The organism is Pseudonocardia sp. NPDC049635, from assembly GCF_040659795.1.
Classification (GTDB): Bacteria; Actinomycetota; Actinomycetes; order Mycobacteriales; family Pseudonocardiaceae; genus Pseudonocardia.
In genome coordinates, this window is the sequence record NZ_JBFAON010000003.1 from 174,923 (window position 1) to 201,702 (window position 26,780).

23 protein-coding genes are annotated in these 26,780 nt (G+C 72.9%); 8 read left to right on the top strand and 15 right to left on the bottom strand.

All coding sequences use genetic code 11. From position 1 onward, the window contains the following. Nucleotides 1-24: 24 nt before the first annotated feature. The 8 genes from AB0J24_RS05645 to AB0J24_RS05680 form a co-directional block, all read right to left on the bottom strand. On the bottom strand, nt 25-1,251 hold the full coding sequence (locus AB0J24_RS05645) for an SRPBCC family protein (RefSeq protein ID WP_358675923.1): 1,227 nt from the start codon (nt 1,249-1,251) through the stop codon (nt 25-27). Next, nucleotides 1,244-2,098, bottom strand: a complete 855-nt coding sequence (locus tag AB0J24_RS05650) for a hypothetical protein (protein WP_358675925.1) — start codon at nt 2,096-2,098, stop codon at nt 1,244-1,246. Before AB0J24_RS05650 ends, AB0J24_RS05645 begins: the two co-directional genes overlap by 8 nt. Nucleotides 2,099-2,679: 581 nt before the next feature. Next, a complete protein-coding gene (locus AB0J24_RS05655; RefSeq protein ID WP_358675928.1) occupies nt 2,680-3,555 on the bottom strand; it encodes a YceI family protein in 876 nt (291 codons plus the stop codon). Between the two features lie 176 nt (nt 3,556-3,731). Beyond that, nucleotides 3,732-6,287 (bottom strand): DNA translocase FtsK, encoded by a 2,556-nt coding sequence (locus AB0J24_RS05660; protein ID WP_358675931.1) that lies wholly within the window; start codon nt 6,285-6,287, stop codon nt 3,732-3,734. A gap of 209 nt (nt 6,288-6,496) precedes the next feature. Beyond that, nucleotides 6,497-6,703, bottom strand: a complete 207-nt coding sequence (locus tag AB0J24_RS05665) for a hypothetical protein (RefSeq protein ID WP_358675934.1) — start codon at nt 6,701-6,703, stop codon at nt 6,497-6,499. Nucleotides 6,704-7,075: 372 nt separating this feature from the next. Beyond that, a complete protein-coding gene (locus AB0J24_RS05670; RefSeq protein ID WP_358676445.1) occupies nt 7,076-8,785 on the bottom strand; it encodes a ribonuclease J in 1,710 nt (569 codons plus the stop codon). A 105-nt stretch (nt 8,786-8,890) separates the two neighbouring features. Further along, entirely contained in the window at nt 8,891-9,916 is a 1,026-nt protein-coding gene (dapA, locus tag AB0J24_RS05675) for a 4-hydroxy-tetrahydrodipicolinate synthase (RefSeq protein WP_358675937.1), read from the bottom strand. A 27-nt stretch (nt 9,917-9,943) separates the two neighbouring features. Continuing rightward, a complete protein-coding gene (locus tag AB0J24_RS05680; RefSeq protein WP_358675940.1) occupies nt 9,944-10,570 on the bottom strand; it encodes a TIGR03085 family metal-binding protein in 627 nt (208 codons plus the stop codon). A 225-nt stretch (nt 10,571-10,795) separates the two neighbouring features. On the opposite strand from AB0J24_RS05680, the gene AB0J24_RS05685 reads away from it, so the two are divergent. Both AB0J24_RS05685 and AB0J24_RS05690 read left to right on the top strand, forming a co-directional pair. Beyond that, on the top strand, nt 10,796-12,115 hold the full coding sequence (locus AB0J24_RS05685; RefSeq protein ID WP_358675942.1) for an MFS transporter: 1,320 nt from the start codon (nt 10,796-10,798) through the stop codon (nt 12,113-12,115). Nucleotides 12,116-12,277: 162 nt separating this feature from the next. Then, nucleotides 12,278-13,003 (top strand): Crp/Fnr family transcriptional regulator, encoded by a 726-nt coding sequence (locus AB0J24_RS05690; protein WP_358675945.1) that lies wholly within the window; start codon nt 12,278-12,280, stop codon nt 13,001-13,003. On the opposite strand, the gene AB0J24_RS05695 is transcribed toward AB0J24_RS05690, so the two are convergent. The 4 genes from AB0J24_RS05695 to thyX all read right to left on the bottom strand — a co-directional run bounded on the left by AB0J24_RS05695 (nt 12,948) and on the right by thyX (nt 17,142). After that, nucleotides 12,948-13,661 carry a response regulator transcription factor gene (locus AB0J24_RS05695; protein ID WP_358675948.1) on the bottom strand — a complete coding sequence of 238 codons (714 nt, stop codon included), beginning with the start codon at nt 13,659-13,661 and terminating at the stop codon, nt 12,948-12,950. The two genes, AB0J24_RS05690 and AB0J24_RS05695, sit on opposite strands and share 56 nt — an antisense overlap. Further along, nucleotides 13,652-14,863 (bottom strand): histidine kinase, encoded by a 1,212-nt coding sequence (locus AB0J24_RS05700; RefSeq protein ID WP_358675951.1) that lies wholly within the window; start codon nt 14,861-14,863, stop codon nt 13,652-13,654. The genes AB0J24_RS05695 and AB0J24_RS05700 overlap by 10 nt, the downstream gene beginning before the upstream one ends. Beyond that, nucleotides 14,860-16,290: an alpha/beta hydrolase gene (locus tag AB0J24_RS05705; protein WP_358675954.1), complete on the bottom strand. Its 1,431-nt coding sequence runs from the start codon at nt 16,288-16,290 to the stop codon at nt 14,860-14,862. Before AB0J24_RS05705 ends, AB0J24_RS05700 begins: the two co-directional genes overlap by 4 nt. An 87-nt stretch (nt 16,291-16,377) precedes the next feature. After that, a complete protein-coding gene (thyX, locus tag AB0J24_RS05710) occupies nt 16,378-17,142 on the bottom strand; it encodes an FAD-dependent thymidylate synthase (protein ID WP_358675957.1) in 765 nt (254 codons plus the stop codon). 89 nt (nt 17,143-17,231) lie between these two features. On the opposite strand from thyX, the gene AB0J24_RS05715 reads away from it, so the two are divergent. The 3 genes from AB0J24_RS05715 to AB0J24_RS05725 all read left to right on the top strand — a co-directional run bounded on the left by AB0J24_RS05715 (nt 17,232) and on the right by AB0J24_RS05725 (nt 20,504). After that, the gene (locus AB0J24_RS05715) at nt 17,232-17,744 is read left to right on the top strand and encodes a toxin-antitoxin system HicB family antitoxin (protein WP_358675960.1); all 513 of its coding nucleotides are present in this window, start codon (nt 17,232-17,234) and stop codon (nt 17,742-17,744) included. Further along, nucleotides 17,741-18,727, top strand: coding sequence for a DUF4097 family beta strand repeat-containing protein (locus AB0J24_RS05720; protein WP_358675963.1), 987 nt, complete (start codon nt 17,741-17,743; stop codon nt 18,725-18,727). Before AB0J24_RS05715 ends, AB0J24_RS05720 begins: the two co-directional genes overlap by 4 nt. A 187-nt stretch (nt 18,728-18,914) precedes the next feature. Beyond that, nucleotides 18,915-20,504 carry an AbgT family transporter gene (locus tag AB0J24_RS05725; protein WP_358675966.1) on the top strand — a complete coding sequence of 530 codons (1,590 nt, stop codon included), beginning with the start codon at nt 18,915-18,917 and terminating at the stop codon, nt 20,502-20,504. On the opposite strand, the gene AB0J24_RS05730 is transcribed toward AB0J24_RS05725, so the two are convergent. Beyond that, the gene (locus tag AB0J24_RS05730; RefSeq protein ID WP_358675969.1) at nt 20,505-21,752 is read right to left on the bottom strand and encodes a crosslink repair DNA glycosylase YcaQ family protein; all 1,248 of its coding nucleotides are present in this window, start codon (nt 21,750-21,752) and stop codon (nt 20,505-20,507) included. It lies immediately after the preceding gene. A gap of 171 nt (nt 21,753-21,923) precedes the next feature. On the opposite strand from AB0J24_RS05730, the gene AB0J24_RS05735 reads away from it, so the two are divergent. Continuing rightward, a complete protein-coding gene (locus AB0J24_RS05735) occupies nt 21,924-22,454 on the top strand; it encodes a GNAT family N-acetyltransferase (RefSeq protein ID WP_358675972.1) in 531 nt (176 codons plus the stop codon). 4 nt (nt 22,455-22,458) lie between these two features. On the opposite strand, the gene dapB is transcribed toward AB0J24_RS05735, so the two are convergent. Then, nucleotides 22,459-23,214 (bottom strand): 4-hydroxy-tetrahydrodipicolinate reductase, encoded by a 756-nt coding sequence (dapB, locus tag AB0J24_RS05740; RefSeq protein ID WP_358675975.1) that lies wholly within the window; start codon nt 23,212-23,214, stop codon nt 22,459-22,461. A 55-nt stretch (nt 23,215-23,269) separates the two neighbouring features. Next, nucleotides 23,270-23,749 carry a DUF456 domain-containing protein gene (locus tag AB0J24_RS05745; protein ID WP_358675978.1) on the bottom strand — a complete coding sequence of 160 codons (480 nt, stop codon included), beginning with the start codon at nt 23,747-23,749 and terminating at the stop codon, nt 23,270-23,272. Nucleotides 23,750-23,971: 222 nt separating this feature from the next. On the opposite strand from AB0J24_RS05745, the gene AB0J24_RS05750 reads away from it, so the two are divergent. Both AB0J24_RS05750 and AB0J24_RS05755 read left to right on the top strand, forming a co-directional pair. Beyond that, nucleotides 23,972-25,651 carry an ABC transporter family substrate-binding protein gene (locus AB0J24_RS05750; RefSeq protein ID WP_358675981.1) on the top strand — a complete coding sequence of 560 codons (1,680 nt, stop codon included), beginning with the start codon at nt 23,972-23,974 and terminating at the stop codon, nt 25,649-25,651. Between the two features lie 135 nt (nt 25,652-25,786). Further along, the gene (locus AB0J24_RS05755; protein WP_358675984.1) at nt 25,787-26,779 is read left to right on the top strand and encodes an ABC transporter permease; all 993 of its coding nucleotides are present in this window, start codon (nt 25,787-25,789) and stop codon (nt 26,777-26,779) included. The last annotated feature ends 1 nt before the right edge of the window (nt 26,780 follow it).

A 26,780-nucleotide genomic window follows, 5' to 3' on the forward strand; every position in this document is an offset into this window, starting at 1 on the left:
GTGCTCGGTGCGGGGCAGGTCGGGTCAGGCACGCGAACCCACCTTGCGACGACGGCGGTTCCCGACCCGGCGGCCCTCGTCGGGCTCGTCCGCGGGCGCGTCCTCGGCGCCCTCGAGATCTGCCTCCTCGGTGTCGATGTCGTCGTCCTCGTCGTGGGCCTCGGAGTCGACGTCGTCGGCCCCGTCGTCGGCCCCGTACTCGGCGTCCTCGGGCTCGTTCTCGGTCTCGTCGTACTCGGGCTCGTCGTACTCGGCGTCCTCAGCACCGCCGTCCTCGTACTCGGCGTCCTCAGCACCGCCGTCCTCGTACTCGGCGTCCTCAGCACCGCCGTCCTCGTAGCCTGCGTCGTCGTACTCGGCGTGCTCCTCGTCGGCGGCCTCACGCTCCTCGTCGAGGGCCTCCTCGTGGGTCTTGACGACCTCGCTGTCGCGGATCTCCCCGCGCCAACCCTCGATCTCCTCCTGGTTGAGCAGCGACTCGACCATCACGTGCCGCCCGTAGTGCTTGAACTCCAGCCGGGCCCGGCGGCCGACGGCGCGCCAGATGTTCCCGGTCTTCTCGAACAACCCGACCGGGTAGTACTCCATGACCAGCAGCACCCGCGTCAGGTTCGGCGCCAGCTCGTGGAACGACACGCAACCGTTGACGTAGCCCTTGTCCCCCTGCGACCGCCAGATGATGTGGGTGTCCGGCACCTGCTCGAGGATCGTCGCGCTCCAGCCCCGCTTGGACCAGAACACCTGCGCCTTCCAGTTCGTCTTCTCGTCCGACTCCTGGTCGACCGAGTGCACCTTCTTCATGAAGGTCGGGAAGTCCGCGAACTGGGTCCACTGGTCGTAGGCCACGCGCACCGGGACGCCGACGTCGAGGTGCTCGACGATGTTCATGAACTTGAACTTGCCGCGACCGGCGCCACCGCTCCCGCCGCCGCCCGAGCTGTCACCGCCACCGATCCCGACCGCGCCCAGCACCTTGTCCTTGACCGCCGACAGGCCGCCGGTGACCGCTCCCATGATCGGGCTGCCTCCTTCCGCGGCCGAACGGCCGCCACCAAGTGCTGCCTGGAGGCCCACACCCCCGTTGTCCGCGACGTTCGTCAACCGATCCGTCAGCCCCTCGACCTGTGTCAGCGCCGCACCGACCGCGCGGTCCGCCGCTGTCTTCAGCAGCAGCTGACCCGCCTTCTTGAGCCGGTCGGTGGGCAGTTGGTCGAGGACCGATGCCGATTTCTGCTCATCGGTGTCAGCCATCGGCCCGTGCCTCCGAACGGCTGGAGGAACGCCCGCTGCCGCGGGTCGCGCGACCGTTGCGGGAGGCGCCCTTCGCAGCGCCGCGGCCCGATCCGCCACTGCCCGATGACGAGCGGGAGGCCGTGCGCCGCGTCGTGCCGCTGCCGGACGAGCCGTTCGATCCCGACTCCACCGCGGCGGGACTCCTGGCGGTGCGTCGACGTGGCGCTTCCTTCTCCTCGTCCCCGTCACCGGAGGATCGGCGGCGCCGCGAGGTCGCCGCGGACGCGGCCCTGCCCGCGCCACGTGCCGCCGAACCGGTGGCCTTCGTCGCGCCCTTGGCGGTGCCGCCGGCGACGGGCGCCCGGTCCGCGGTCTCACCCGCGGCGTCGGTCGCGTCGGCCACCGCGTCGGTGCTCCCCTCTGCCGTGTCGCCCGCGCCCTCGGCGATCTCGCCCGCGGCCTCACCCGACTTCTCGACGGCGGCCCCTGCCGCGTCGCCCGCCTTCTGCACGCCCGCACCGGCGGCGTCCCCGGCGGCCCCCGCAGCCTGCTCGACGGGTCTACCGATGTTCTCGACGCGGTCGACCAGCGAGTCCGTCAACGCTTCCAGCCGGTTGCTCGCCGCGGCCACGGCCGCCTGCTTGCCCGCCTCGAGCAGTCGTCCGCGCACCGCGTCGGAGAGGCGGGTGAGTTCCGGTGACGACGCGGCCAGTTTGGACACCTGGGCGAGCACCTCTCCCGGGCTCAGGTTCATCTTCCTGCCGGCGAGCGCACCACCCAGCATGATCGCAAGCTTCGCCATTTTCGTTCTGCCCAGAACGTAGCCGCCGACCACGGCCATTCCGATCTTCGAGGCGTTACTCATACGTCGGTACCTCTCCCGTGACGTTCTACGGGGAACGCCGACCGGAACGTCGACGTCGACCCGTCCTGAATCGGCACTCTGACACACACCGAACCGATCCGCTGAGTGCACGGAATACCCGACAGCGAGAGGTGTACGCATTGATCAGCGACTATTTTCGGTGTCCGCCGTTCGGTCCAGATCGAATTCTCAGGAAATAAGAGATCGACGTGGGGCGAGTTTCCGGATCAGGCATCGGTCGCCGTAAGATCAGGTCTTCGAAAGGAAGAGCGGATTGCTCCGAACGGCCCTCGGCCGGATGCGACCGGTCCGGCGCCGAGCCGCCGGTTCTCAGGTTCTCCGGCTGACCGGCGCACCGTGCGCCGGTCGGCGAACGGTCGACCGGCGCACCGCCGACCGGTCGGCGAACGGTCGACGGTCGCCACCGCTCGGGCCGGGTCGATCCGGACCGACCCCGGAGTCCGGTCCGAGGTCCGGTCCTGAGTGGATGATCGGGGCGGAGTCCGCGCACCGGACCGACGGGGCACCGGTGAACCCGGCGACCGGGCCGGCGGATCGGCAGGACCGTCGAGCCCTGCCGGTCAGGCCTGCCGGACGGCCTGCACGTCCAGCTCGATCTCGATCGTCGAACCCACCACCGGCAGCCCCTTCGCGATCATCTGCTGCCAGTTCAGCGTGAAGTGCTCGCGGTGCAGCTGGGTGGTCGCCACCGCGCCCACACGGTCGCCGTTCCACTCGGCCGAGCCGAGGAACGTGGTGTCCAGCGAGACGTCGCTGGTCAGGCCGTGCAGCGTGAGGTCGCCGTCGACCGTCCACCGGTTCCCGCCCCGCTGCACGAAGCGCACGCTGGAGAAACGCAGCTCGGGGAACTGCTCGACGTCGAGGAAGTCGGGCGAGCGCAGGTGGGTGTCGCGGGCCTCGACGTTGGTGTCCACGCTGGCCGCGTCGATCACGACGTCGACGGCCGATTCGTCGAACGGCTCGGCGATGCGGATCTGGCCGTGGAAGCGGTTGAACCGGCCGTACACCTTGGACAGCCCGATGTGGCGGGCCACGAACCGGACCGAGCTGTGGTCGCTGTCGATCAGGAACACACCCGATGCCGGCGGGCGCAGCGCCGGGTCCTCACCGAGGACCAGCACGCCCATCTCGACGTGCGAGCCCCAGGAGACCTCGACGACCTCGGTCCGCGGCCGGTAACCGCCCGCCTCGACCCGGACCCGGTACCGGCCGGGCATCAGCGAGGCGGCGTACCGGCCGAACGGATCGGTCTCCAGGTGTGCGACGCGCCGGTCGGCGGCGTCGAACACCGACACCTCACAGGCGGGCAGCGCCCCACCCTGCCCATCGCGGACCTGCCCGGAGAGCACACCACCGGTGAGCGGAATCGGGACGAGCGCGTGCCGGTCGGTGGTGCCCTCGGCCGGACGACGACGGTCCTTCTTCCTCCAGAACACCGGGAGACCCCCTTCGCCCGGGCGGGCAGGACGACACACAGGCCACCGGACGACGGCCGGAACCACTCTGGCACGGACCTGCCCCTCCCGTTAACCACCTCCCGCGAAAGAGTGGTTACGCTTGGTGCTCGTCACAGCACCGTCAGGCAGAAGATCGCCACGCTGCGTTCACTCCGTCACTCGTCGTCGACGTCTGCTCCGTCGGCCGTCCCACCGCCGCGGATCAGGTAGAGCGCGTTCTCCAGCTCGTCCGGCTTCACGAGCACGTCGCGGGCCTTCGACCCTTCCGACGGACCCACGATGTTGCGGGTCTCCAGGAGGTCCATCAACCGGCCGGCCTTGGCGAACCCGACCCGCAGCTTGCGCTGCAGCATCGAGGTCGACCCGAACTGCGAGGTGACGATCAGCTCGGCCGCCTGCAGCAGCAGGTCCAGGTCGTCGCCGATGTCGGCGTCGATCTCCCTGGCCTCGCCGGCCTTCGCCGCGGTGACGCCCTCGGTGTAGCTCGGCTCGGCCTGTTCCTTGGTGAACGCGACGATCTTGGAGATCTCGTCGTCGTCGACGAACGCGCCCTGCATGCGGACCGGTTTACCCGCGCCCATCGGCAGGTAGAGCGCGTCACCCATACCGATCAGCTTCTCGGCGCCGGGCTGGTCCAGGATCACCCGCGAGTCGGTCAGCGAGGAGGTGGCGAACGCGAGCCGGGACGGCACGTTCGTCTTGATCAGGCCGGTCACGACGTCCACCGACGGCCGCTGAGTGGCCAGGATCAGGTGGATGCCCGCGGCCCGGGCCTTCTGGGTGATCCGGACGATCGCGTCCTCGACGTCGCGCGGGGCCGTCATCATCAGGTCGGCGAGCTCGTCGACGATGCACATGATGTACGGGTAGGGCCGGTAGACGCGCTCCGAACCGGGCGGCGCGGTGATCTCACCGGAGCGCACCTTGCGGTTGAAATCGTCGACGTGGCGGACCCGGTTGGCCTGCATGTCCTGGTAGCGCTGCTCCATCTCCTCGACCAGCCAGGCCAGCGCTGCGGCGGCCTTCTTGGGCTGGGTGATGATGGGCGTGATCAGGTGCGGGATGCCCTCGTAGGGCGTCAGCTCGACCATCTTCGGGTCGATCAGGATCATCCGCACCTCGTCCGGCGTGGCCCGGCTCAGCAACGAGACCAGCATCGAGTTGACGAAGCTGGACTTGCCGGAGCCGGTCGAGCCCGCGACCAGCAGGTGCGGCATCTTCGCCAGGTTGGCGACCAGGTAGTGGCCCTCGATGTCCTTCCCGAGCCCGATGCCCATCGGGTGCTGCTCCTTGCGGGCGCTGTTCGACCGCAGCACGTCGCCGAGCCGGACCATCTCCCGGTCGGTGTTCGGCACCTCGATGCCGACCGCGGACTTGCCCGGGATCGGGGCGAGCAGCCGGACGTTGTCGTTGGCGACCGCGTAGGCGAGGTTGCGCTGCAGCTGGGTGATCTTCTCGACCTTCACCGCGGGTCCGAGCTCGATCTCGTAGCGGGTGACCGTCGGGCCGCGGGTGAAGCCGGTGACCTGGGCGTCGATGTTGAACTGGTCCAGCACGCCGGTGATCGCCTCGATCATGGCGTCGTTCGCGGAGCTGCGGGACTTCGGCGGCGGGCCGGCCTCGAGCACGTCGGCCGGCGGCAGCACGTACTCGCTCTCGCCGACCGGCTCACGGATCGCCATCGAGAGCTGCTCGCCCTCGGTCGGCGGCACCTGTTCGGCGGGCGGGGTCTCGACGACCGGTTTGCGGGGTGCCTTCCGCGCGGCGGGGGCCGGCGGGACGTCGGCCGGGGCACCGGGCACGTCGGCGTCCACCGGGGCGGGAGCGTGCTCGCCGTCCTCGACCCGGAACGCGTCCGCCTCGCTGGCCTGCTGCCTGCGCCGGGCGGGGCGGCGGCGGGCCGGTTTCGCACCGTCGAGATCGGCTTCGGCGACGGCGTCGGCCACCGTGCGCCGCGTCCCCGTGCCGTGCTCGTCGTCGGCCTGCTCCTCGTCGGGCGGCAGCTGCCCGGTGAGCCGGCGGAAGCGGTCGGGGAGCTCACGGACCGGGATCCCGGTGACCAGCAGCAACGCGTACAGGGTGAGCAGGACGAGCACGGGTACGGCCGTCCACACGGTCAGTCCCGCCTCCAGCGGGGTGCCCGCGACGTAGCCGATCGCGCCGCCGGCGTCACGCCAGGCGTCCGGCTCGGCCGGTCCGCCGCGGGCCAGGTGCACCAGCCCGAGCACGCCGAGCGCGAGCAGCAGGCTCCCCGCGACGATCCGGGGCCGGGCCTCCGGGTGTGCGGGCGTCGTCACCAGCACGACGCCGATCCCCAGCAGGATCAGCGGGATCAGGACCGACGCCACACCGACCACGGCCTGGACGACGAAGGTGAACCAGTAGCCGACCGAGCCGCCCGCCTGCCACCACAGCCCGGCGGCCGCGATCACCGCGAGCACCAGCATCGCGAAACCGAGGCCGTCGCGACGGTGCGCGGGGTCGATGTCGCGGGTCCGCCCGACGGCCCGGCCGGACGCGCGGAAGGTCTTCGCCACGCCCCGGCCCACCGCGTCGATCGACCGGTCGATCAGATCGGGGCCCTGACGCCTGGCCGGGGCCCGGCGGGTGGCCGGCTTGCGGCGGGCGGACGAACGCGAGCCGGACCGCCCCGAGCCACGGCCCGCGGCCGCCGCCGTGCTGGTCCTACGCGTGCCGGTACGTCCTGCCATGTCACCCACGGTAGCCCGTCACGGTGATCGAGCCGGGGACCGACGCGGGGGTCCGGCGGTGCGGACGCACCACTCGGGCCCCGCAGCTCGGGCCCGGCGGACGATCCGACGGCCCAGCGGTGCCCGTGGGACGGGCCACGGGCGACCCGGGGGCTCATGCACCTGTTCCCGGCAGCGGGGGCACCGCGGCCGGGGAGCGCACACCAGGCCTACTCGCCCGCTGACCAGTCCGCGATGAGCGCGACGACCTCGGACTGCCAGGCCCTCGTCCTCGGGTCCGTGTAGCCCGGGTCGTCGGGCACGGCGATGCCGTGCTGGGCGCCGTCCAGTTCCACGAGCCGGTGCGGGCAGGTCAGCGCCCGTGCGGCGCGCCGGGATGATTCGATCGGGATGAACGTGCCGCCGGTGCCGTGCACGATCAGGGTCGGCGCGACGATCGCCGGCAGCTCGGACCGGACGTCCCACCAGAAGACCTCGTTGAGCAGGGCCGGTCCGAGCCGGAAGGTCGGTGAATGCGTCAGGTAACCGTTCTCCTGCAGCGACCTGGCTTCCGCCTCGCCGAGACGATCGGCGTGCCACTCGGGCTTCTGGTCGACGAACCGTGCCGGTCGACCCCGCCGCCGTGCACGAGCACGACACCCCGGCCGGCTCCCGCCGGGACCTCCAGATCCCCGGCCAGCCGGGTGCCGTCCGGTGAGCGGAACGTGTGGCGCACCTGGTGACGTCCTCTCCGCTCAGGCGCTCGGGGCCGGCCGCAGCGCGCGCGACGGCGACCGGCCCCTGGCTGCTCAGACCGCGATGACCGTGGGCACGATCATCGGGCGGCGCCGGTAGGTGTCGGCCACCCAGCGCCCGACGACCCGCCGCACGCCCTGTGCGATCCGGTGCGGATCGGAGACGCCCTCGTTCTCCAGCCGGGACAGCTCGTCCTCGACCAGGGGCTGGGCGGCGTCGAGGGCCTTCGGGTCGTCGGAGAACCCGCGACCGGACAGGGTCGGGCGGGACAGCGCCCGCCCGGTCTTCTGGTCGATCGCGACGGTGATCGCGATGAAACCGCCCTCGCCCAGGGTCAGCCGGTCCCCGAGGGTCGTCTCACCGATGTCACCGACGGCGAGGCCGTCCACGTAGACCTGGCCGACCTCGACCCGTCCGGTGATCGCGGCCCGGCCGTCGACCAGGTCGACGACGACGCCGTTCTCGGCGATCACGACCGACTCCTCCGGCACCCCGGTCTTCACCGCCAGGGCGGCGTTGGCGCGCAGGTGGCGCCACTCGCCGTGCACCGGCATCACGTTCGACGGGCGCACCGCGTTGTAGAGGAACAGCAGCTCCCCTGCCGGCGCGTGCCCGGACACGTGCACCTTCGCGTTGCCCTGGTGCACGACGGTCGCGCCGAGCCTGGTCAGGCCGTTGATCACGCCGAACACGGCGGTCTCGTTCCCGGGGATCAGCGAGCTGGCCAGGATGATCGTGTCGTCCGGGCGGATGGTGATGCTGCGGTGGTCGCCGCGGGCCATCCGGGACAGCGCGGCGAGCGGCTCGCCCTGGGACCCGGTGGAGACGAGCACGAGCTTCTCGTCGGGCAGCCGCATGGCCTCGTCGATGTCGACGAGCAGGCCCTCCGGGATGTTCAGCAGCGAGTGGTCGTCGGCCAACCCCATGTTGCGGACCATCGATCGGCCGGTCAGGCAGACCTTGCGGCCGTGCGCGTGTGCCGCGTCGAGCACCTGCTGGACGCGGTGCACGTGGCTGGCGAAGCAGGCCAGGATGATCCGGGACGGGGCCCGGCGGACCAGGTCGGCGATCACCGGCCCGATCTCGGTCTCCGGCGTCACGAAGCCCGGGACCTCGGCGTTCGTGGAGTCGACCAGGAACAGATCGACCCCCTCCTCGCCGAGCCGGGAGAACCCGGCCAGGTCGGTCAGCCGCCCGTCCAGCGGGAGCTGGTCGAGCTTGATGTCGCCGGTGTGCAGCAGCAGCCCGGCCGGTGTGCGGATCGCGACCGCGAGGGCGTCCGGGATCGAGTGGTTCACCGCGAAGTACTCGCAGTCCCAGTTGCCGTGCCGGACCCGGTCACCCTCGGCGACCTCACGCAGGTGCGGGGTCAGGTGGTGTTCCTTGCACTTGGCGGCGACCAGGGCGAGCGTGAACCGGGAGCCGACGACCGGTACGTCGGGGCGCAGCCGGAGCAGCCACGGCACGGCCCCGATGTGGTCCTCGTGGCCGTGCGTGAGCACGAGGGCGTCGATGTCGTCGAGACGGTCCTCGATGGCCCGGAAGTCGGGCAGGATCAGGTCGACGCCGGGCGAGTCGTCGGACGGGAACAGCACGCCGCAGTCGACGACGAGCAACCGGCCCTCGTACTCGAAGACCGTCATGTTCCGGCCGACCTCGCCGATGCCGCCGAGGGCGAACGTGCGTAGTCCGCCCTTCGGCAGCGCCGGCGGCGGGACGTCCGGCAGCTCGGGCCGGTCGACCTTCTCGGGCGGGGCGCTCAGGGACCGCCCGGGGCGGTTGCGGCGGTCGTTGCGCTGGGGACTCACAGGGTTTCGTGCCTCACAGGTTCGTGTGTGTACTCGGATGACGTCACGGCCGCCGACCGCTCAACGGTGGTATGCGACCTCGGCGCCGATGTCGGTGGGGGTGCGCCCGCCGAGCGCGCCCTGCCCGGGCTCGTAGGCGACGGCACCGGGCCGCGCCTGCGGGTCGAGCGCGACACCGGCCACGGCCAGGTCGCCGGCGATGGCGGCGATCTGCTCCTCGGTGGCCGGAGGCAGCGGGAGCCGGGTGTCCCCGACGTCGATGCCGCGCAGCCGCAGCGCCGTCTTCGCGAAGACCGCACCGCCGACCCGGCCCATCGCGCGGATCACCGGGAGCATGGCGTAGTGCAGCGCGCGGGCCCGCTGGTGCTCGCCCGCGTGGTAGGCGTCGATCATCGCCCGGAGCCGGTCGGCGACCACGTGCCCGATCACGCTCACGAACCCGACGGCGCCGACGGACAGCCACGGCAGGTTCACCGGGTCGTCCCCGGAGTAGTACGCCAGCGTCGTCGTCGCGAGCACCTCGGTGCCGACCCGCAGGTCGTTGCGCGCGTCCTTGACGGCGACGATGCGCGGGTGCTGGGCGAGTCGCTGGAAGGTCTCGACGTCGATCCCGATCACGCTGCGCGGCGGGATGTCGTAGAGCATCACCGGGAGCTCGGCGGCGTCGGCGACGGCGGTGAAGTGCGCGAGCAGGCCCTCCTGCGGCGGCCGCGAGTAGTACGGCGTCACGACCAGCAGCCCGTGCGCCCCGGCCCGCTCGGCGCCCCGGGCCAGCTCGATCGAGTGCGCGGTGTCGTAGGTGCCGGCACCGCTGACGACCGTGGCCCGGTCCCCCACCGCCGAGAGGACGGCGCGGATCAGCTCGGACTTCTCCTTGTCCGAGGTGGTCGGCCCCTCGCCGGTGGTGCCGTTGACGACCAACCCGTCGTTGCCCAGGTCCACCAGGTGGGTGGCCAGCTCCTCGGCCTTCGCCAGGTCGAGCTCCCCGTCGGCGTCGAACGGCGTGACCATCGCGGTGAGGACCTCACCGAACGGGCGACCGGGCGGGTGCTGTACCGCCGGGGTGGTCTGGGAACCGGAGTCCATGGGGGTTGACGGTACCGGGTTGCAGGCTCACATCCCGCGGGGCGCGGCCCGGTAGGTCTCGACGTCGGCGGGCAGCCCCTCCAGCTCCACCCGGGCGGCGTCCCGGCCGAACGCGTGCAGCACCAGCTCCGCCGGTTCGCCGACCACGGTGACCAGCCCGTACCCGGTCGCGACGACCTGCTGGGCACCCTCCGGGCGGCGCAGCACGAGGCCGACCGGGCTGCGCCGGAACAGCAGCTTCGCCTGCGCGGCGAGCAGGGTCCACAGCTGACCGTCCAGCTCGGGATCGGCCGGGCGCGGCTCCCAGCCGGGCTCGCCGCGGCGCAGGTCCTCGTGGTGCACGAAGAACTCGGCGCCGTTGGCGATCTCGTCGACCTTGCCGACCCGGAACGGCGACCAGGCGGGCGGCCCCTTGCGCAGGTCGTCGATCATGTTCGGCCATGCCTCGTCGGCGTAGGATGCCATCGCCCGGTCGGTCACCGAGGACAGCGCGGGGACCACGATCCCTGCGGCGTTCCACGGTTGGCGCTCCCGGACCAGCAGGTGGGTGAGCAGGTCACGGGCGTTCCACCCCTCGCACAGGGTCGGGCGGTCCGGGCCGGATCGCTCGAACTCGGCGCAGATGGCGGCACGTTCGTCGGTCGCGAGGCTCACGCCTCCACCGTAGTCCGGACCGGCGGTCCCCGCCGCACGCGCGCCGAGCGGCCGACCAGCGGACGAACGGTCGACAGATGGTTGACTGTCCGACACTGTTTTGTAGCCAGTGATACAGATCGCACCCGGGGGCGTCCGCATACTCCCGACAGCCCGAACGACAGCCCGAACGGCGGACGTCCGGCTCGTCCTGTCAGCCGGTCCCCAACGGAGAGGACCCCGCCCGTGACTCACGCTGCCTCCTCGCAGCCACCACCGAAGTCGATGCGCAAGATCGCGATGGCGAGCATGACCGGCACGGTCATCGAGTTCTACGACTTCTTCATCTACGGCACCGCTGCCGCGCTGGTGTTCAACCAGGTCTTCTTCCCCGAGCTCGGGGCGGCCGCGGGAACCGCGCTGGCGCTCGCCACCTTCGGCGTCGCGTTCGTCGCCCGCCCGTTCGGCTCGATCCTGTTCGGACACTTCGGTGACCGGCTCGGGCGCAAGGGCACCCTGGTCACGACGCTGCTGCTGATGGGCTTCTCGACGCTGGCCATCGGCCTGCTGCCGACCACCGGGATGATCGGCGTGCTGGCCCCGATCCTGCTGGTGGTCCTGCGCATCCTGCAGGGCCTCGCGGTCGGCGGCGAGTGGGCCGGGGCGACCCTGCTCACCGCCGAGAACGCCCCCACCAAGGCCCGCGGGAAGTACGCGCTCTACCCCCAGCTCGGTCCGTCGGTGGCGTTCGCGCTCGCCTCCGCGACCTTCCTGATCACCGCGCTGACCATGAGCAACGAGTCGTTCGTCGCCTGGGGGTGGAGGATCCCGTTCATCGGTTCGGTGCTGCTGGTCGGCATCGGGCTCTACGTCCGGCTCGCGCTGGAGGAGACCTCCACCTTCACCCGGTCGAAGGCCGCGACCACGGGAACCAGGCTACCGATCACCGAGGTGTTCACCAGCCGTCCGGCGGCGGTGTTCCTCGGCGCCGGTTCGACCACCGCGGTCTTCGCCTTCTTCTACATCGGCGTCACCTACCTGACCAGCTACGGCACCCAGCAGGTCGGGTTGAGCAGGCCGACCGTGCTCGCCATGGGCATCGTCGGTGGCACCGTGTTCGCGTTGACGACGATCGCGTCGGCGATCCTGTCCGACCGGGTCGGCCGGCGGAAGATGGTCGTGATCGGCAACGTCGCGTCGGTGGCCGCCGGTCTGATCGTCTTCCCGATCATCGACATCGGCACCGCCTGGTCGTTCGGGATCGGCATCTCCATCGTGCTGGGCGTCGTCGGCATCGCCTACGGCCCGATCGGCGCCCAGCTGCCGGAGCTCTTCCCGACCCGGTTCCGCTACACCGGTGCCGGGATCGCCTACAACCTCGCCGGCGTGCTCGGCGGTGGCGTGGTCCCGCTGATCGCGGCGGCGGTGGTGCCCCTCTACGGCAGCCTCGCCATCGGCCTGCTGCTCGCCGCGGTCTCGCTGCTCAGCCTCGGCTGCACCCTGGCGCTGCCGCAGACCGACGCCGACTCGTTCCGCGACCAGGACGCCAGTCTGGTCTCCGCCTGAGAACCGCTCGGCCGGACCGGCCCGCTACCCACGGAAGTGGGTAGCGGGCCGGTCCACCGCTTCCCCCTCCCCGGACACCGGGCTACCGTCCGGGCGATCGCGCGGGAGCGACAGCCGGTCGCACCCCGTCACGGACGGAGGTGACGCGTGGGCGTGGACGCGGTGAGCAGTGCGGAGCCGCGGGCTCTGCCCGCGGACACCGGCCCCGACGACCCGCCGGTGTCACCGTTCCTCAGCGCGCCGACGACCGCCCTCACCGAACGGATCGCCGCGCTCGGCACGCCCCGCCGTTACTCCCGCGGTGAGCACGTCTACCTGCAGGGCGAGTTGTCCACCCGGTTCCATCTCGTGCGCTCCGGCCGGGTGCGGATCTACCTGCACCGCCCGGACGGCACCGAACGGTCGCTGGCCTACGCCGAGGCCGGCGCCACCCTCGGCGAGGCCGCCGGCATCGACGGCCGCCCGCGACACCTCGCCGCCACCTGCACCCAGCCGTCGCAGATCGTCTCGATCACCCGGGACGCGCTGCTCGCCGCCGCCCGCACCGATCCCGAGCTGCTGCTGGAGATCACCCGCCGGATCGCCTACAAGCAGCGGGTGATGCAGCTGCACGTGCTGATCGAGGGCCTGCCCGCCCGGGAACGGGTGATCCTGCTGCTCGGGCACCTGGTCGAGGCCTACGGCGAGGTCGCCCTGGACACCACCACCCGGCTGTCGATCCGGCCCGCCGTCGACGAGCTGGCGCTGCTGGTCGGGCTGACCAGGGTCACGATGAGCCGGGAACTGTCCCGGTTGGTCGCCGAGGGCCTGGTCGGCAAGGAGGGGCGCGCCATCATCGTGCGGGACCTGCCGGATCTGCGCCGGAGGGTGCACGCGGTGCTGGCGTGAGCGGGCGGTCCGCGGCCCGGTCGAGGTAGGCGAGCACGGCCAGCACCCGGCGGTGCACCGCCTGCCCCGGCGGCAGCTCCAGCTTCGTCAGGATGCTGCCGATGTGCTTCTCCACCGACACCAGGGCCAGCACCAGCCGATCGGCGATCGCCTGGTTCGACAGACCCTGGGCCATCAGGTCCAGCACCTCGTGCTCGCGCGCGGTGAGCGCGGCCAACGGCCCCCTGCGCCGCCCCCGGTTCAGGAGCTGGGCGACCACCTCCGGGTCCATCGCGGTACCACCGGTGGCGACCCGCTCCAGCGCGTCGAGGAACTCGTCGAGCTCGCCGATCCGGTCCTTCAGCAGGTATCCGACGCCCCCGGCACCGTCGGAGAGCAGCTCGGCGGCGTAACCGGCCTCGACGTACTGGGACAGGATCAGCACCGGCTCGGCCGGATGCCGCTCGCGGAGCCGGATCGCAGCCCGGAGCCCCTCGTCGGAGAAGCCGGGCGGCAGCCGGACGTCGGCGATCGTGATGTCCGGCCGGTGCTCGACGACGGCCCGGACCAGGGACTCGGCATCGGCCACGGCGGCCACCACCTCGTGCCCCTCCCCCGCCAGGATGCGGGTGATGCCCTCCCGCAGCAGCACCAGGTCCTCGGCCAGCACTATCCGCACGGCAGCTCCGCCCTCACCGTCGTCGGCCCGCCGGGCGGGCTGGTCACCGACAGCGTGCCGTCCAGTGCCTCCACCCGGTACCGCAGGCCGGTGAGCCCCGGGCCGCCCGGGTCGGCCCCGCCGCGGCCGTCGTCGGCGACCTCGATCCGCAGCGTGTCCGGGCCGCGGGAGGTCCGGACCCGGCAGTGGGTGGCCCCGGCGTGCTTGGCCGCGTTCGCCAGTGCCTCCGCGGCGACGAAGTACGCCGCCGTCTCGACCGCCGGGGCGGTCCGCCCGCCTGCGGCCCGGTCCAGGTCGACCGGCAGGCCGCAGTCCTCGGCGAGCGCGCTCAGCGCGGCGTCCAGGCCGCGGTCGGTCAGTACCGGCGGGAGGATGCCGCGCACCAGCCGGCGCAGCTCGGCCAGCGCGGCGCCTGCGGTGTCGACGGCTCCGGCCAGGTCGGCCCGGGCCCGGTCGGCCTCCGGCCCGAGCGGTCGCAGCGACCGGCCCAGTGCTGCGAGCTGCATGGTCAGCGCGACCAGGCGGGCCTGCGCGCCGTCGTGCAGGTTCTGCTCGATCCGGCGCAGCTCCGCGGTCTGGGCGTCCACCGCCCGCGCCCGGCCGGCCAGTACCTGCGCCAACCGGTCCGCACCCCCGCACAACCGGGTCTGCGCGGCCCGGGTCTGGGCCGCGGCCGACGTGCGGATCAGCAGCACGACCAGAGCCAGGAGTCCGGCCGCCGCCGTGCGCACCGCCCAGTCCGGGCCGGCCGGCAGGGCGAGACCGCCCGGAAGGACGGCGTCCACCCTCCCCCAGTGACCGTCGAGCAACCCGGCCACCGCGACGACGCCGGGAACCATGACGCCGACCGCGCTGACCGGACCGATCCCGGCGAGCAGGAGCAGGTACCGCCACCGGTCGGCGTGCAGCGGCCCCAGCACCGCCTCGGCGACCCGCGTGACCCGGCCGGCCGGATCGGTCCGCCGCCGGCGCGGGACCTCGAGGCCCACCAGCCGCAACCGGGCGCGTTCGGCCGGCTCCACCAACCGCACGGTCGCGATCACCGGTAGCAACACGGCCAGCGCGAACAGGTTCGTGAACGACGACGCCACGAGCAGGCCCAGGCCCAGCAGCCACAGTCCCAGCACCGCCCCGGCCAGTAGGAACACCAGCTCGTGCGGGACCGGGAGCAGCCACCGGCGGACCGCGGCGAGCCCGCTCACGGCGCGGGCCGCGTCGGTTGCTCGGACCCGCAGGACGCGCCGGGGCCGGGCAGCTCGCCGTCGAGGAGATAGCGGTGCACGGTGTCCCGGACGCAGCGGTTGTCCGGCTGCCCCAGGTAGACGGCGTGGGTGAAGCCGTCGACGGTCAGGACCGCGCCGGGGCCGAGTGCGTCGGCCACCCGGCGCGCCCCGGCCAGGTGGGTCGCCGGGTCGAGCGTGCTGTTCACGACCAGCGCCGGCGGTGCGTCCGGTGCCACCAACGGGCCGGGCGGGTTCGTCCCGGGCAGCGGCCAGCCCGCGCACCGCCAGTCCTCGACCGTCGGGGCGGGCCCGATGCGGGGGGCGACCTCGGTCGCCCGGACCCGTCCGGCGGCGAGCACCGCGTAGTCGTCCGGGAGCGGGAAATCGGCACAGTTGGTGAGCTGCCCGGCGTCCGCGCCGCCGGCCGGGGCCTGCCGCATCGGCGCGGCCAGCGGGGCGGCGTCGCCGTCCCGGGCGGCGAGCAGCGCAGCGGCGTAGCCCCGCGGGTCGGTCTCCGCCATCGACGGCGCGGTCATCCGGATCTCGTCGGCGCGCAGCGCAGGACCGCCCTCGACGGGCAGCGGCGCGCGGGCGACGACGTCGTCCCACAGCTGCAGCGGGTCCTCCCCCGGTGCGCACTCCGGGTCCTCGGTGCAGCGGACCGCGAACCGCTCGAGCAGCGCGTCGCCCGCCGCCGCCCGGTCGATCCGGTCGCGGTCGGTGGACGCGGTGTGGTCGACCACGCTGTCCAGGTAGAGCCGGCTGAGCCGGGTGCCGTGCCGCTGGGCGTAGGCCTGTCCGAAGACGGTGCCGTAGGAGTTGCCGAAGAACGCGATCCGGTCCTCGCCGAGCGCCGCCCGGATGTCGTCGATGTCGTCGGCCGCATCCGCCGCGCTGACGTGCTCGACGAGGTCCGGCGCCCCGGCCCGGCAGGACTCGGCGTACCGGGCCTGGTGCTCCCGGTGCGCGTCGAGGGCCTCCGGCGAGTCGAGCACCGCGATCGGCGGTGCGAGCCCGGGATCGCAGGTCCCGGCGCTGGCGCCGTAACCGCGGGAGTCGAAGGTGACCACGTCGAACCGTTCGGCGAGCTCGGCCACCCCGGCGCGGCGCCCCGGGTCGAGCAGCACCGGGCGCGACGGCGCGGGCCCGCCTACATGCAGCACGAGCGTCCCCCGGCGCTGGGCCGGGTCACGGGCCGGCATCCGGGCCACCGCGATGTCGATCGTCGGCCCGCCCGGGTCCGCACGGTCCACCGGGACCGGCACGGTCGCGCACTGCACGGCACCGTCGGCCCCGCAGGGCTCCCAGGAAACGGCCGGGGACGGGTCGGGATCCGCGGGCGAGCACGCGGCGAGCACCCCCAGCGCGGCGACGCCGAGCAGGGCGGTCAGGCGAGATCGAATCATGATCGTCGATCGTGCGCACCGCACGGCTCCCGCACATCGCAGCGCCCCGTACTCCCGGGGTACGGGCAGCCATACCCCGCCGGCGGGTCAGCCCTCGCTGACCAGCGGGCTGGAGGCGATCTCGGTGCCGTCGGCGAGCTTCTGGATCTCGAAGTCGGCGAACACGTTCGGCACCTCCCGCTGCAACTGGCGCAGGCACTCCACGGCGAGCTCGCGGATCTCGACGTCGGCGTGCTCGGAGGCCCGCATCGCGATGAAGTGCCGCCACGCGCGGTAGTTCCCGGTGACGACGATCCGGGTCTCGGTCGCGTTGGGCAGCACCGACCGGGCGGCCTGGCGGGCCTGCTTGCGCCGCAGGGTCCCGTTCGGCACGTCGGCGAACCGCTTCTCCAGGCCCTCCAGGAGCTTCTCGTAGGACGCCAGTGCGTTCGCCGACGCCTGCTGGAACAGCTCGTGCAGCTCCGGGTCGTCGGCGATCACGTCCGGCTCGACCATCGCGGCGTCGCGCTCGGGCACGTAGCGCTGGGAGAGCTGGGAGTAGGAGAAGTGCCGGTGCCGGATCAGCTCGTGGGTCAGCGACCGGGAGATCCCGGTCAGGTAGAAGCTGACGCTCCCGTGCTCGAGCACCGAGAGATGCCCGACCTCCAGGATGTGCCGGATGTAACCGGCGTTCGTCGCGGTCCGCGGGTTCGGCTTGCTCCAGGACTGGTAGCAGGCCCGACCGGCGAACTCGGCGAGCGCCTGACCACCCTCGGCGTCGGTGGACCACGGCACGTCCGCCGGCGGGAGGAACTCGGTCTTCGCCACCAGCTGCACGCTGAGCGGGACGGTCTGCGGCGCGGTCTCCGACATGCCGAGGAGGGTAACCGTCGCCGGTCGATGACATCATTGGTGACAGCAAGTCCTCGACACGACGTCATCCATGACGCCATAGTGGCGTCATGGACCTCACGCCCTACGTCGCGCAGCTGCGCGACGATCTCGCCGCCGCCGCGGCAGCGGGTGACGAGCAGACCCGCCGCACCGCGGCACTGCTCGGCTCCGCGATCGAGCCCGCGGCCCGCCTGGCGATCATGAACGCGCTCTCCGACCTCGCGTCCGAGGCGACCGCCGCACTCGGCGACCGCTCCGTCGAGATCCGCCTGCACGGCCGGGAGGTCCGGGTCTCGGTCTCCGGCGGTCCGGACGTCGCGCCGCCCGCGCCGGACGACACCGCGACCGAGCGGCCCTCCGCCTCTCCGTTCGGCGGTGACGCCGGTGACATCAGCCGGGTCACGCTGCGCATCGTCGAGCAGATCAAGGCCCAGGCCGAGCAGGCCGCGCAGTCGCAGGGCGTCTCGCTGAACACCTGGGTCTCCCAGGCCGTGCAGGGTGCGCTCGCCGGTGCCGAGGGGCGGGCCCGCGCACGCGACCCCCGTGACGGCCGGAACCTCCGAGGATGGGTGCAGGGATGACCGACGAGCAGAACACCGGGGACCCGGCCGTCGACGCCACCCGCCGCGAGCGGTGGGACAGCGCAGGCCCGGCCGAGCTGGAGATCACCATCGGTGGCGGGCGGGTCCGCGTCGACCTGGTCGAGGACGCCTCGGAGGTCACCGTCGAGGTCGGTGCGGACGGTGCCGGTGCACCCTGGTCGGGCGGTCTGGGTGGACTGCTGGACTGGATCGGCTCGTCGATGAGCGGAGGCTCCCCCGCAGGCGGCGCCGGCTGGTCCGGCCGCGGGTTCGATCCGATCGTCGGCGCACCGTGGGAGCGCTCCGGCGACCCCACCGCCGACGCCCTCGACGCGGTGCGGATCGAGTGGTCCGGAGCCGGCAGGCGCCTGGTGGTGCGCGGGCCGGAGGAACCGGGGCTGAGCGCGGTACCACTGCTCGTCACCGTGTCCGCACCGGCGGGATCGCGGCCCGCCGTGCGCACCGGTGCCGCAGGGGTCGAGGTGAGCGGGCGGGCGTCCTGGACAGCGGTGCGCACCGGTTCCGGAACTGCCCGGGTGGCCGAGGTGACCGGCGACGCCGACATCACCACCGGCTCCGGCGGGATCGACCTCGGCGCGTGCGGCGGGCGGGCACAGCTGCGCACCGGCAGCGGTGAGATCGAGGCCGGTTCGATCGGCGGCCCCTCCCGGGTGCGGACCGGCAGCGGTGACGTCCGGCTCGGTGAGATCACCGGAGACCTGGAGGTGCGCAGCGGATCCGGTGACGTGGTGATCGCCGACGCCGTGTCCGGTGATGTCCGGTTGAGCACCGGATCGGGCAACGTGCGGGTCGGTGTGCACTCCGGCGTCGCCGCCGAACTCGACCTGTCCACCGGGTCCGGCCGGGCACGCAGCGAGCTGGAGGTGCACGACGGCGTCCCCGACCAGCGGGCGGTGCGGCTCTCCGGCCGCACCGGTAGCGGGGACGTGCTGGTCACCCGGGCGGCCACCGCGGCGGTCTGAACCGACGTCCGCGGCGGGCCCGGCCGGAGGCGGCGGACCCGGGCCGGAGGCGGCGGACCCGGCCGGGGCCGCGGCGGGCCGATCCGGCGCGGTGGCGGACCTGCCCGGTGCCGCGCCGGACCCTGCACGATTGCACGACGACGGATACTCTCCCCCACTCGACCGGACGGCCGATGCGGGAGGACCGTTGAGCGCAACACAGCAGGAGACTCCGACCCGGTTCGCCCGGGCACTGGGCGTGGTGGAGCGGGTCGGCAACCGGCTGCCCGACCCGGTGATCCTGTTCGTGGTGCTCTCCGTGCTGCTGGCCGGGCTGTCCGCGGTCCTCGCCGCGGCCGGGTTGAGCGCGCAGGTCCCCGGTCAGGACGAGGTCACCCCGGTGCGCAGCCTGCTCACCGGGGAGGGGCTGCGGTTCGCGCTGACCGAGGCGGTGACCAACTTCGTCGAGTTCCCGCCGCTGGGCACGATCATCGCGGTGCTGCTGGGGATCGCCGTCGCCGACCGCAGCGGGCTGCTCCCGACGCTGCTGCGGGCGACGGTGCTGCGCGCGCCGCGCCGGCTGATCACCCCGGCCCTGATGTTCACCGGGGTGTGCGGGTCGATCGCCTCCGACGCCGCCTACATCGTGCTGATCCCCTTGGGCGCCATGGTGTTCCGCACCGTCGGCCGCAGCCCGGCGGTCGGTGCCGTCGCGGCGTTCGTGTCGGTCGGGGCCGGTTACGACGCCAGCATCTTCGTCACCGCCACCGACGTCCTGCTCGCCGGGATCACCAACTCGGCGGCGGCGATCGTCGACCCGTCGATCCAGCTCACCGCGCTGTCGAACTACTGGTTCAACGTGGTCAGCGCGGTCCTGATCGCGATGGCCGCGGCCGTCGTCGTCGACCGGGTCGTGGAGCCGTCGACGCGGCGGGGCGCAACCACCGGCTCCGGGCCGGCCGCCGATCCCGGTACCGCCGCCGACGGTGAGCCGCGTCGCCCGGACCCCGGCCTCACCGAGCAGGAGGCGGAGGAGGCCCGCGCCGCCATGGTGACCACCGAGCAGGTGCGCGGACTGCGTGACGCGGGCCTGACCCTGCTCGGGCTGCTCGCCCTCTACGCCGCCGTCTGGTTCCCCACGGGCTCACCGCTGCGTGACCCCGAGACCGGCTCGCTGGTGCCCTCGCCGTTCCTCGACGGCATCGCGGTCGTGCTGCTCCTGACCTTCATGACCGTCGGCATCGTCTACGGGCTCCGCGTCGGGACGGTCCGGACACCGGCCGACGTCCCCCGCCTGATGCGCGAGGGGCTCACCGACATCGTGCCGATCCTGGTGCTGTTCTTCGTCATCGCACAGTTCCTCGCCTGGTTCACCTGGAGCGGCATCGGCCAGTGGATCGCGGTGTCCGGGGCCGAGGTGCTCCGGTCCCTCGGCGCGCCGGCGCCGGTGCTGCTGTTCCTGACCGTCGTCATGGTGTTCGTGCTCGGCCTGGTGATCACCTCCGGGTCGGCACAGTGGTCGCTGCTCGCCCCGGTGCTCGTCCCGATGCTGCTGCTGGTCGGCATCGACGCCGACCAGACGATGGCGGCGTTCCGGATCGGTGACTCGGTGGCGAACTCGCTGACCCCGATGAGCCCCTACTTCGCCGTCGCACTGGGGTTCCTCCAGCGCTACCGGCGGGACGCGGGCATCGGCACGCTGATCTCGATGACGTTGCCGATCTGCGCGGCGATGTTCCTCGTGTGGACGGCGCTGTTCCTGGTGTGGGTCTCGCTCGGGATCCCGCTGGGGATCTGATCACCCGGCCCGCACGGCGTCACGCAGCGCGGGCGCCAGGTCGCCCCGCTCCCCCACCTCGACACCGTCGAGCCCGAGCCAACCGGCCATGGTGGCCAGCTCGGCGGCCAGCTCGGCCGCGATCCGGCTCCGCAGTACCGGCGCGGCCGGCTCCGCGAACGCCCCCGGCACGCGCAGCACACCGGCCGCCCGGTCGGCCTTGAGATCCGTCCGCCCGACCAGCGCGCCGTCCAGCAGGAACGGGAAGACGTAGTAGCCGAACTCCCGCTTCGCCTCGGGCACGTAGATCTCGATCCGGTAGCGGAAGCCGAAGATCCGCTCGGTGCGGTCGCGCTCCCACACCAGCGGATCGAACGGGCTCAGCAGCGCGCGCCCGGGCACCGCGCGCGGGACCGTCGCCGACGGGCTCCGGTAGGCGGGCCGCGCCCAGCCCCGGACCGCCACCGGCTCCAGCTCACCCGCGTCGACCAGCTCCGCGATCGCGGTGCGGGTGCGCTCGGGACCCAGCCGGTAGTAGTCGCGCAGGTCGGTCTCCGTGCCGACGCCGAGCGCGGCGGCGGACCGCGCGACGAGCGCGCGGGCCGCGTCGGCCGGATCCGGCGGCGGGGCCGCGTACACCTCGGGCGGGAGGACCCGCTCCGGGAGGTCGTAGCAGCGCTCGAAGTGCCGCCGGGTTCCGACAGCGAGTTCGCCGACCGCGAACAGGTACTCGCAGACCCGCTTCACCTCGGACCGCTCCCACCAGCTCGCGCCCGGAGGGCGGGATCGCACGCCGCCCGCCCGCCCCTCGGGGGCCAGTGCCCGCTCGATCGCACCGGCGCCGATCGGGCCGCGCTCGGCGACCACCGCCCGGATGTCCCCGGCCAGCGACGGGTGCCGCTCCAGGAGCGGTCCGTAGTGCTTCCACCAGCGGCGGGGCAGGGTCTCGTGACCCAGCAGCGGCCGATCGGCGACCGGCACCAGGCTCGCCTCGTGCGCCCACGTCTCGGTGAGCAGGCGGGGCCTGCGGGCCGACGACGACCAGGCCGCGTCGTCGAGCAGGGCGGGCGGGTAGGGACCGAGCCTGCTGAACAGCGGCATGTAGTGCGCGCGCACCGCCACGTTCACCGAGTCCAGCTGCAACAGCTTGATCCGCTCCAGCACCCGTAGCAGATGCCGCCGGGTGACCGGCCCGGACGGCCGGGGGTCGGTGAACCCCTGGGCAGCGAGAAAGGTCCGCCGGGCCACGTCCGCCGAGATCGTCCGCACGGCCGGGATGCTGCCACGGCCCCCCGACAGTTCCTTCGCGCCCGCCCCCGGTGATCCTGTCTCCGGCACCGGAACGGTCGATCGGCGGACGTCCCCGTGCCGGACACGGGATCACGCGGCGGGCACGGCACCCACTGCGTCCGCCGCGCGCCGGCAGGGTAGGCATGACCCATGGCCACCGCGACCGTCCGCCCCGCCACCGACGACGACGTCGACGCCATCGTGAGCATCCAGGACCGCACCTGGCGCACCGCGTACGCCGGGCTGCTGCCCGAGGAGGCGTTCGCGAGCCTCACCTCGGACGCCGCCCGCAGCCACTGGACCGACGCGGTGCACGCCGGTGACGACTTCCACCTGCTGGTCGCGCAGGAGGGCGCCGAGATCGTCGGCTTCGCCGCCGCCGCCCGGTACCCCGGTGCGGACGGCCTGTCGATCGCGGAGGTCTCGGCACTGCTGGTGGAGCCGCGCTGGGGCCGGCGCGGTCACGGCGGGCGCCTGCTCGCCGCCGCCGCAGCCGCGCTGCGCGCCGCGGGCGAGCGGACCGGCCGGGCCTGGGTACCGGAGGCGGACCCGGCGTCCCGCGGGTTCTACGCGCGAGCGGGCTGGGAGCCCGACGGCGCCGTCCGCACCCTGGACACCGGGGCCGGCACCATCCGGGAGCTCCGGATGACCGGCACACTGGACCTCCACCTGGTGGAGTAGCCGGTCAGCCCAGGCCGAGCAGCGGTTCCAGGCCGATCGTCAGGCCGGGCCGCTCACGCACCGCGCGTACCGCCAGCAGCACCCCCGGCATGAACGACGCCCGGTTCATCGAGTCGTGCCGCAACGTGAACACCTCGCCGTCGGTACCCAGGATCACCTCCTGGTGGGCGATCAGCCCCGGCATCCGGACGGCGTGCACGTGCACCCCGTCGACGACGGCGCCGCGGGCCCCGCCCGGGTCGGTGGTGGTCGCGTCCGGGACCGGGCCGAGCCCGGCCTCGGCCCGCGCGGCGCCGATCACCGATGCGGTGCGCGCGGCGGTACCCGAGGGCGCGTCCACCTTGGCGGGGTGGTGCAGCTCGACGATCTCGGCGGAGTCGAAGAAGCGGGCCGCCTGCGCCGCGAAGTGCATCATCAGCACCGCACCGACACCGAAGTTCGGGGCGATCAGCACACTGCCGCGACCCCGCTCGTCGAGGAGCGCGCGGACCCGGTCGAACGCGGCGTCGTCGAACCCGCTGGTGCCGACGACCGGAGCCACGTCACGGGCGAGACACTCCCGGATGTTGTCCAGCGCCGCGCCGGGGTGGGTGAAGTCCACTGCGACGTCCGCGGCGTCCAGTGCGGACAGGTCGTCGCCCACGTCGAGTGCGGCGACGAGTTCGGTGTCCGGCGCCCCCTGCACCGCACGGCAGACCTCGCTGCCCATCCGCCCCTTCGCACCGAGCACCGCGACCCGGATCGTCCCGCTCACCGGCACACCTCGTTCTCCTGCGACGTCGTGACCGGACGAGTCTAGGCGGGCCGGGCGCGACTCAACCGACGACCAGACCCCCGATCCAGACCGCGGTCGCGAGCATCCCGGCGGCCAGCTCGATGAGGATGCTCCAGCCGACGGCGGCGAGCGCCTCGCGGGCCGAGCGCCAGGCCGTCGCGGCGTCCGGCAGCCGGAGGAGCTCGGCCAGCCAGACGCCCAGCACGAAGCCGAGGAACAGCCCGATCACCGGGATCACGAAGAAGCCGATCACGCCGAGGACCAGGCCGGCCAGCAGCGTCCGGGTCGGCACCCCGGACGCCTTCAGTCGTCGTCCGGGGAGCAGGTACTTCGCGACCTGGCCCACGACGGTCACCGCGACCGCGATCCCCAGCACCCACCAGCCGACGGCATCACCGCGGGGCACGGCCCACACCGCCACCCCGCCGACGATCAGCAACGGCCCCGGGAGGACCGGGAGGACGATCCCGGCCAGCCCTGTGGCGATCATCACACCGGCCAGTACCGCGAGTCCCGTCATGCGGTCAGCCTGCCAGACCAGCAGATCCCGCTCTGCGTGATCGTCACGTCACGCAAAGATCATCACAGCTGTGTTAAACACTGAAACTGCATCTGGAACGCGGACGGGTGGGAATGTCAGCCTCCGGACGCACGGCCGGTCCACCCCGTCGCCGCGCCGGGCCGGGTGCGACGCAGCACCCGACTCCCCTGCCCTCACCCGGGGCATCCCCGAAGGAGCACGATGTACGGATCCGCCCGCAACCGGGCACTGACCGTGTCCGCCGCGGCCCTCACCCTCGTCCTGGCCGCCTGCGGGAGCGGTGAGGCGTTCAGCATCGGGACCGGCGCCGAGCTGGCCGGCAGGCCGTCGTTCAACGAGCAGCCCTACGACAACCTCCGCGACGGCGGCACCCTGACCACCCCGATCAGGATGCTGGGCCCGCAGCTCAACGCGTTCCACGCCGATGCGACGGGCGACACGCTGGACGTGTGGGAGTGGTACAACCCGCGACTGCTCACCTACACCCCCGCCGGCGGAGCGGAACCGAACCCCGACTACCTCGCCGATGTAACCGCCGAACTGGCCGCCGGGGACACCCGGGTCACCTACACGCTGAACCCGCAGGCCGTGTTCAACGACGGCACCCCGATCGACTGGCGGGCGTTCGAGGCCACCTGGCGGGCGAACAACGGATCCGACCCGCGTCGCGAGACCCGGTCGGCGGAGATGTTCGGCCGGATCACCTCGGTCACCCGGGGCGCCGACGACCGGCAGGCCGTCGTCACCTACGACGGCGTCGAGGCCTGGTGGCAACGCAGCTTCACCACCCTGCTGCACCCGTCGGCCACCACCGTCGAGGCCTTCAACTCCGGCTACCTGAACCGGCCGCGGCCGGAGTGGGGCGCCGGGCCCTACACGGTGGCCTCCGTCGACATGCAGGCCGGGAACATCACCTTCGAGCGGAACCCGTCGTGGTGGGGCCGGCCCGGCAAGCTGGACAGCCGGGTCCTCACCGTGCGCGACCCCCAGGCGGCGGTCAACGCGTTCCGCAACGGCGAGCTGGACGCCACCCCGGCCGACGGCGCCGAGGCCCTCTCCCAGGCCCGCTCGGTGCCCGAGGCCGACATCCGGGTCAGCGGCACACCGGCCGTCTCACTGTTCACCCTGAACAGCACCGCACCGGTGCTGCAGGACCCGGTGGTGCGCCGCGCGGTGCTGGAGGGGATCGACCGGAACCAGATCGTCGAGATCGCCTTCCAGGGCATGGACTACACCGAGGACCTGCCCGGTTCGCTGATCCAGCAGCCCTACCAGCCGGGCTACCAGGACAACCTGGCCGAGGTCCTGCAGTTCGACCCGGCGGCGGCCCGGGCCCGGCTGGACGCGGCCGGGTGGGCACCCGGCCCGGACGGCATCCGCGCGAAGGACGGCCTGCGGCTGGCCGTCGTGCAGGTCAGCTTCGGCGAGAACCCCACCTCCCGGGCGGTCGGGATGGCGCTGACCGCGATGATGCGTGAGATCGGCGTCGAGCTGCAGATCCGGCAGACCCCGGCCAGCGAGTTCGCCACCGTGCTCGGCGAGCGGACCTTCGACCTGATGCTGACCGGGTTCGAGGCCGAGAACCCGTACGGGATCGCGAGTCTCTGCCAGCTGTACTGCTCCGACGGGTCACTGAACCTGTCCGGCACCGGCAACTCCACCCTGGACGCCGAGCTGAGGGCCGTCGCCGCCCTCCCGACGCCGCAGGACCAGATCGCCGCCGCGAACGAGGTGGAGCGGGTGGCCCTGGCCAACTACGGCGTACTGCCGCTGGGGACCGGCCCGACCGTGTGGGCGACCCGGCCGGGTCTGGCCAACCTCGGCGCCTCGCTGTTCGCCCGCCCGCTCCCCGAGACGGTCGGCTGGCAGGTCGGCAGCTGACGGTGGGGCTCCCGGTGCCCGCGGCACCGGGAGCCGTGCCGTACCCCCCACTCCCCGCCCACCACGCCGTACCCACCACATGCCCTCCCGTACCCGGACGCCACCAGCCGCCTGCCGCGTCGGGGTCGTCAGAAAGTGAGCACCGTGCTCCGCTACCTCCTGCGCCGGGGCGCAGGTTGGGTCGCGATGATCGTCGTCGCCACCAACCTCACCTACCTCCTGGCGAACAGCTTCCTCGACCCGCGCGTGAACTACCTGCAGCTGCGCCCGCCGCGCAGCGACGAGGAGATCTCCCGGTCGCTCGCCCAGTACAATCTGGACCCCGGCACGCCACTGCTGCAGCGATGGTGGACCTGGATCACCGGGATCCTCACCCGCTGGGACTGGGGTTCCTCGCCGGTCGGCGACAGCGTCAACGAACAGGTCGCGTTCCGGGTCGTCATGTCCGGTCAGCTGGTGTTCGGCGCACTCGTCCTCTCGGTCCTGATCGGTGTCGCACTGGGTGTCTACTCGGCCCAGCGCAGGCACCGGCCCGCGGACCGGGTGGCCCAGTTCGTCTCGGTGATCGCGCTGAACACCCCGGTCGCGGTGGCGGGCCTGGTCGTCGTCGTCGCCGCCATCACGATCAACCAGGCCGTCGGCCAGACGCTGTTCTACGTCGCCGGGGCACAGACCCCCGGTGTCACCGGCTTCTGGCCGGTCGTGCTGGACCGGGTGCAGCACCTCGTCCTGCCGACGATCTCGCTGCTGTTCACCAGCTACGCCGGCTACCACATGCTGCAGCGCGCGATGCTGCTCGACGTGGTCGGTTCCGACTACGTGCGCACCGCCCGCGCGAAGGGGCTGACCAGGGGGCAGGCGATCCGCACGCACGGGCTGCGCAGCTCGCTGATCCCGGTCGCCACCCAGGTCGCGTTCGCGATCCCGGCCCTGTTCACCGGGGCCGTCCTCACCGAGAAGATCTTCTCCTGGCAGGGCATGGGCGACTACCTGATCCGCACGATCAGCGAGAACGACGTGCACGGCGTCGTCGCGACCGCGGCCTTCGCCGCGCTGGCCACCGCGGTCGGCGCGATCCTGGCCGACGTCGCGGTCGTCGCCCTGGACCCGAGGGTGCGGGTGGGCTGAC